Origin of the sequence: Paracoccus sp. MC1854, from assembly GCF_014164635.1 — a bacterium.
Classification (GTDB): domain Bacteria; phylum Pseudomonadota; class Alphaproteobacteria; order Rhodobacterales; family Rhodobacteraceae; genus Paracoccus.
This window is the reverse complement of record NZ_JACJFU010000070.1, coordinates 1-5,651: the sequence shown is the minus strand read 5'-3', so window position 1 is coordinate 5,651 and position 5,651 is coordinate 1. Positions and strand designations below refer to the sequence as shown.

The 5,651-nt window shown below is 64.8% G+C and carries 6 protein-coding genes and 1 pseudogene; 4 read left to right on the top strand and 3 right to left on the bottom strand.

From position 1 onward, the window contains the following. Nucleotides 1-230 precede the first annotated feature (230 nt). A pseudogene (gene tnpB, locus H5395_RS17530) lies at nt 231-494 on the bottom strand (IS66 family insertion sequence element accessory protein TnpB); the annotation flags it as partial. Nucleotides 495-719: 225 nt separating this feature from the next. Next, nucleotides 720-1,376, bottom strand: a complete 657-nt coding sequence (locus tag H5395_RS19645) for a hypothetical protein (protein WP_220495114.1) — start codon at nt 1,374-1,376, stop codon at nt 720-722. 938 nt (nt 1,377-2,314) lie between these two features. Between H5395_RS19645 and H5395_RS17520 the strand changes: the two genes are divergently transcribed. The 4 genes from H5395_RS17520 to H5395_RS17505 all read left to right on the top strand — a co-directional run bounded on the left by H5395_RS17520 (nt 2,315) and on the right by H5395_RS17505 (nt 4,833). Further along, the gene (locus tag H5395_RS17520) at nt 2,315-2,467 is read left to right on the top strand and encodes a hypothetical protein (RefSeq protein WP_182793805.1); all 153 of its coding nucleotides are present in this window, start codon (nt 2,315-2,317) and stop codon (nt 2,465-2,467) included. Nucleotides 2,468-3,114: 647 nt separating this feature from the next. Beyond that, nucleotides 3,115-3,894 (top strand): calcium-binding protein, encoded by a 780-nt coding sequence (locus H5395_RS17515; RefSeq protein ID WP_182793804.1) that lies wholly within the window; start codon nt 3,115-3,117, stop codon nt 3,892-3,894. 292 nt (nt 3,895-4,186) lie between these two features. After that, nucleotides 4,187-4,408: a type II toxin-antitoxin system Phd/YefM family antitoxin gene (locus tag H5395_RS17510; RefSeq protein ID WP_182793803.1), complete on the top strand. Its 222-nt coding sequence runs from the start codon at nt 4,187-4,189 to the stop codon at nt 4,406-4,408. Then, on the top strand, nt 4,405-4,833 hold the full coding sequence (locus tag H5395_RS17505) for a type II toxin-antitoxin system VapC family toxin (RefSeq protein WP_182793802.1): 429 nt from the start codon (nt 4,405-4,407) through the stop codon (nt 4,831-4,833). Before H5395_RS17510 ends, H5395_RS17505 begins: the two co-directional genes overlap by 4 nt. A 328-nt stretch (nt 4,834-5,161) precedes the next feature. On the opposite strand, the gene H5395_RS17500 is transcribed toward H5395_RS17505, so the two are convergent. Beyond that, nucleotides 5,162-5,518, bottom strand: a complete 357-nt coding sequence (locus H5395_RS17500; protein ID WP_182793801.1) for a GFA family protein — start codon at nt 5,516-5,518, stop codon at nt 5,162-5,164. Between the last annotated feature and the right edge of the window lie 133 nt (nt 5,519-5,651).

The following is a 5,651-nucleotide window of genomic DNA, read 5'->3' as shown; positions in this document are numbered from 1 at the left end:
GAATGTCGAAAGCTATCGCCGGCGCAGCGCCATGGAGGCAAAGCGGACACGGGGACGACCGGCCGCATTCGCGACAATCAACAATACGCCCCAGTCTGTCGCGGAGCGTCAATCACCCGGCCCGCAGGGCCTTGCCAGCGACAATCACGCTGATACCCTGCCAGACGCCGCGACGTAGAAGCTCATCCAGATTGACGCGCGCGTCTCATCAAGATTGTCGCGCAATACCACAGGGCGATCCTGCCCTCCGTTGCCGAGGGCCAGACGAAACGCCCCTGCTCCAGACACTTCAGGAACATGCAGGCGCCTTGGCCATCCCACCAGATCACCTTCACCAGATCGCCGCGGCGGTCGCGGAAGACAAAGAGATGCCCGCCGAAGGGATCCTGCTTCAGCACCGCCTCGGCCTGCGCGGCCAAGGCCGCGAAGCCCTTGCGCATGTCCGTGACCCCGGCCGCGAGCCAGACCCGCGTGTTGGCAGGCACCGGGATCATGCCGTCAGGCCCCGGATCAGCCGCGCCAGCGCCTCGAGATCATAACGGCACGTGATCCGCATCCTATGCCCGCCGGCAAGTTCGATCTCGATCAAGCCCCCGCCGGCGACAGGCGCATCAGGGACAGCCGGGGCTGCCCTGACATCCTGCACGATCCCGACCGGCAGAAACTGCACGCGCTCGGGCGAACACCCGCCCGCTAAAGGCTCGGGCGCGAAGCGAGGATCACGCAGCCATTTGAAGATCAGGTTCGCATTGACCGCGGAGCGGCGCGCGACCTGAGCGACCGGGACGCTCGGCGCTGGCGTCTGAAAACAGATCGAGCGCTTCTCCTCGCCCGTCCAGAGCCGCTTCGTCCGACGCGCCACGTCCGCCCCATAGTGTCCACCATCCATAGTGGACACTATCCGTCACTCCCTGAACCCGGCAGGGCAGGCAGACCAAACGCTTACGAATGAGCCCGGGTCGGCCGGAGCGGCCGAGCGCGTCCTTCAGGGTCTCGATGCAGAAGTCCGGTGACCGCGTGATCGCCAGCCGCCGGGCCAGGACCTTGCGGCTGAACCAGCCGAGGACGGCGGTCAGGTGGACAAAGCCCTCGCCATCGGAATGGAGGTGATTGTCCATTGCCCAGGCCTGGCCTGGCCCCGTCACTGCCGGATGGCGCACCAGACAAGGAGAGATCTTGTGGCCCGGCACCGGCTTTGACGTGTTCGGGCGGCAGAGCGCCGGGCTCGCCATCCCCTTCCTCAGCGGGCAGACGTGAAGCCGGCCCGGTTCGTGTTCCTCCGCCCGCAACAGGCCCTTCAGCATCCGGCTGCCCGCGAAGGGATGCTCAGGATGAAGGGCGACGATCCGGCGCATGAGCGCGGGATCGGCGGCCACGGCAGGCCGCGGCAGGTAGCAGGCGCGGCCCCCGGCTGATCCCGGGCACCTTCGCCTTGCGGCTGACGCCCAGCCCATGGTCGCGGTCGATCATCGTCCTGCGCCCGGCAGCAGACCGGCCCCGGCCCGAGCGCGCCGGACAAGAAATCCTTCCCCGGCGTCAGCTCGCCGCTCTTCGCGTGCAGCGTGCTCACGTCCACCGCCGATGCCGGATCCACCGCGGCCGCCCCCCCGCGCCCCGGACACCCCGGAGGCGCCGTCCAGGCGCTGCCTGCGCTACTGCGTGGCCCGGGTCCGGATGCACGTCGAACTGCCCGGCCAGTCCGGCCAGTGTCTTTCCCGCCCCTGATGGTGGCAAGCGCTGCCTGCGCCTTGAAAGCCGGGCGGTGGTTCCGGCCCGGTCGTCTGCTCATGGCCTCTGCCTGCCCCTCGGCATCATGCCGAGGACGCGCGGATGATCCACTCAACCCCCCTGTACAGATTGCCCGAGCCGGATCTCCTGACAGCATCGGGGGGTGCGAGTTCGAAAGAGCGGGTAACTCTCAGCCTGATCACGTGCCCTTCAACTTCAGTACCCGGCATTCAGGCGTGCCGGCATCGCACTGTCAGGCTCAGCGTGCCGTTCTGGCTGCACATCTGCTCAGATGCGTGTCGGTACGCCCTATGGATAGGGTGAAGCGAACCCACGCCGCGCTCAAGGGGTGGGATACCCCGGGATCGCACCTCACCGCACCTGAAGTCCTGTGGCTTCATCCGGAGCACATCGAGATGCAGGTCACAGACATACATGCCGCAGGGGCATGGTCCGGCAGATTGGCGGGTACGAAGATCGGGTCCGGGCGAGTCATGGTGGAGTTCGCCGCTGCGGCGATAGGGCAGCGGGAAGCTTTCCCCGCACTGCCCGACGCTCCCGAGTGCCTTCGACATATGGTGATCCCATGGACGACAGGGTAGACGATCTCGCCCTCGCGCTGCACGCGGGCCTTCACGGCGACCATGCGCGCGCCAAGCGCCGCCAGTCCATGCAGCCGCAGCTGGTCGTTCGGGCGTCGGCAGAGAAGCAGGGCCAGGTAGGCGGGATCGCCTTGTGAGCGGCCGTGTCCCCGGCGTAATCGCCACGGTTCTCTTGAAACATCCGAACACCGCCTTCGCGCAGCCCGGTCGGATAGGCGGCTGGCAGGCTTTGATGATGGGTTGGGTAGCCCCTCCTGATCCGTCCGGACCACAGTGGCACAAGTGCCGTCAGGAGGGGCTACCCAACCCATCATCAAAGCCATGCTGGACACTCAGCGGCGGCCCGGCCCATTGCTGTGACCGCTGCTGCTATTTGGTCGGGTTCTGCTGGGGTTACCGACGCGGATCGTTCGTGATGGAGGCCAAGCAGGGTACCGGCGCCGCCCCCGGCGACCAGTTCGACCTGCGGAGCGAGGTTCCGGCCGTGCAGCGGCAGGGGCATGCCTGCAGGGCTCGCGCCGATGGGACGACACCATCCTGCGCGCCCGCAGCCAGGTCGACGTTTATGCCCGTGCAGTGGCGCGCGATGAGGGCTAGGCCCCCGTTCCTGATGGTCGTGGACGTGGCTATGTGACCGAGGTTTACATCGACTTCTTTGCACGATTCCGCGCAAAAACCACGTTCGGATGCGTCGAATTCCACGCTTCCTACCACGCTCGCATCTACGGACTCCGGTCATCAATAGCGTGCAATCCGCACATGGCGGCAAGGCAGGAGATATGAGATGGCCAACATCACAGGCAGCAACGGCGCCGACACGCTTATCGGCACTCCCAACAACGACTTAATCAATGCATTGGCCGGTAATGACCTCGTCCGAGGGGCAAACGGGAACGACGTGCTCCTCGGCGGCGACGGCCACGACGTGCTCGTCGGGTTCCGGGGCGCCGACAGGGTCTATGGCGGCAATGGCAACGACCGGATGATCTGGAACAACGGCGACGGCTCGGACGTCATGGAAGGGGGCGCGGGCTATGACACCGTGCAGGTGAACGGTGCGGCCGTGGGCGATGCCTTCACCATCGGCGCCAACGGACCCCGGGTGGACTTCGACCGCACCAACCTCGTTCCGTTCTCGCTCGACATCGGCAGCACCGAGCGGCTGGACGTGAACGGCGGCGGCGGTGCCGACACCATCACCGGCAGCGCGGGACTGGCCGGGCTCATCCGCCTGCGGCTTGACGGCGGCGCCGACAACGACCGCATCACCGGCGGCGACGGCGCCGACGTGATCGTCGGCGGCGACGGCAACGACGTGCTGACCGGACGCAGCGATGCTGATGTGTTCGTCTTTGATGATGGCACCGATAGGATCACCGACTTCGATGACGGCGTCGACACCATCAGGATCGTGGTGAACGGCATTGACAGCTTTGCTGACCTGACAGGGCTCATGAGCGACGTGGGACCGAACGCAATGATCGACTTCGGAAACGGCGATCGTCTGGGGCTCCAAGGGGTTTCTATCGTTGATCTGGACGCTGGCGACTTCGTGTTTGGATGAACGATTGTGCGCCTGCGCGGGTTTGGTGAAGTCCGTGTTGGAAAGCCTCGGTACTCTCGGACAGGCCCGCCTCATCGAGGCGGGCGGTTCGCGGCGCAAGGCTTGGTCGAACAGCCACTTCCACCCTGACACCTTCGCGACCGCACCCAAGGCATATGCCAAAAGGTTCACTCTCGTTCAGGTTCAACACCCACAAGGGGTTTACCTGCTGCCGTCAGATCTTGGCAAGCACAAGCAGATGGACCAACTCTTGGTTCAAGACTATCTTGTTTTGAGCAAAAGGGGTGCGGTCATGCAGATGAACATCGCGGAAGCCAAGGCCAAGCTGTCGGAACTGATCGCCGCGGCCGAGAAGGGCGAGGAAGTCATCATCGCCCGCGGCGGCCAGCCGGCCGTGCGGCTGGTCTCGGTCCATCGCCCCACTGTCCGCATCGGGATCGGCGATGGACTGGTCAGCAGGGTGCCGGATTTCCTCGCCCCCCTGTCCGAGGATGAGCTGAGGGACTGGGAGTGAGGGCGGTCCTGCTCGACACCCACACGTTCATCTGGAGCCTGTTTCTGTCCTCGGAGCTGAGCGCCACCGCGCGGGGCGTGATCGAGGCGGCGGAGGCAGCCTATGTCGCCCCGATCAGCTTCTACGAGATCACGCAGAAGCATCGCCTTGGGAAATGGCCAGAGCTTGATCCCGTCATCGACCAGCTTCTGCCGCTCTGGCGCGCGCAGGGCACCGAGATCGCGCCCTATACGGCCGAGATCGCGTTTCTGGCAGGGGCAATGCAGTGGAGCCACCGGGATCCGTTCGACCGGATGATCGCGGCGACTGCAGTTGCGCTTGGCTGCCCCCTGATCTCCAAGGATGCGGCCTTCGACGGCCTTAGCGGCGTGCCGGAATGGCAAGGCCGCATCTGGGACGCCGCGTCCCTGCCCTCGCCCGTGTGACCGGGTCAGGTCGCTTTTGGCTTGGAACCTTTCCGGGACCGAGAGGGACCGGCAGGGGAATCCGTGCTGCGCAGGGCGCAGGCGGCACGGGTCCATGCGCGAACAGGTCTTCCCGCCCGCCTCGAAGGTTCCGCCTGTCCGATCGCCCCAGTCCTGCCGCTCGGCATCCGTAAGGCCCTGCCACCAGTCGAGGGCGGGATCGCCTTGGGGCGTTTCCTTGATCGTGGGTGGCGCTGTGACGCTCGTTCTCGGCCACCATCTCCGATGCCTTGCCCGGGTCTTTCTATTGCCATTCGAAGCGAACGGCCATGGTGGAGCGGGGTAGAAGTTATTCTGGAACGAGCAATCCAGACCCACCCAGTTCGGCCGGAAAGTCATTCATCTTGGGCAAGTCGTCATGCAGGTGCAGGACGGTTTCTGTATAGTTCACGTGCGGGGTTGGCTGAAAATCGATCGACGGCAGGATGGCTGCGAACACATCGATCAGCTTGAGGCCGGGGTGGACAGTCATGAGGTGACCGCCACAGACGGTACACCACATCCGGTCACTGGCAGGCGTCTTGCTGTATCCCGCAAGATGCTCCTCGCCTTTTGGTATATGCACCTGTTCTGGATGCCAGAGAGTGAAGGCGTTTACCGGACCCGCAGACCAGTGACGGCAGCTGGCGCAATGGCAGTAACCCATACCGACCGGGGTTCCGGTGGTAATCCTCCCCGAAAGTAAGGGGCTTCATAAGTAGAATTTTCTCGGCAAGATGAACGAGGAGATTTCGAATGAAGACAAGCAGATACACTGAGGCTCAGATCATCGCGATCCT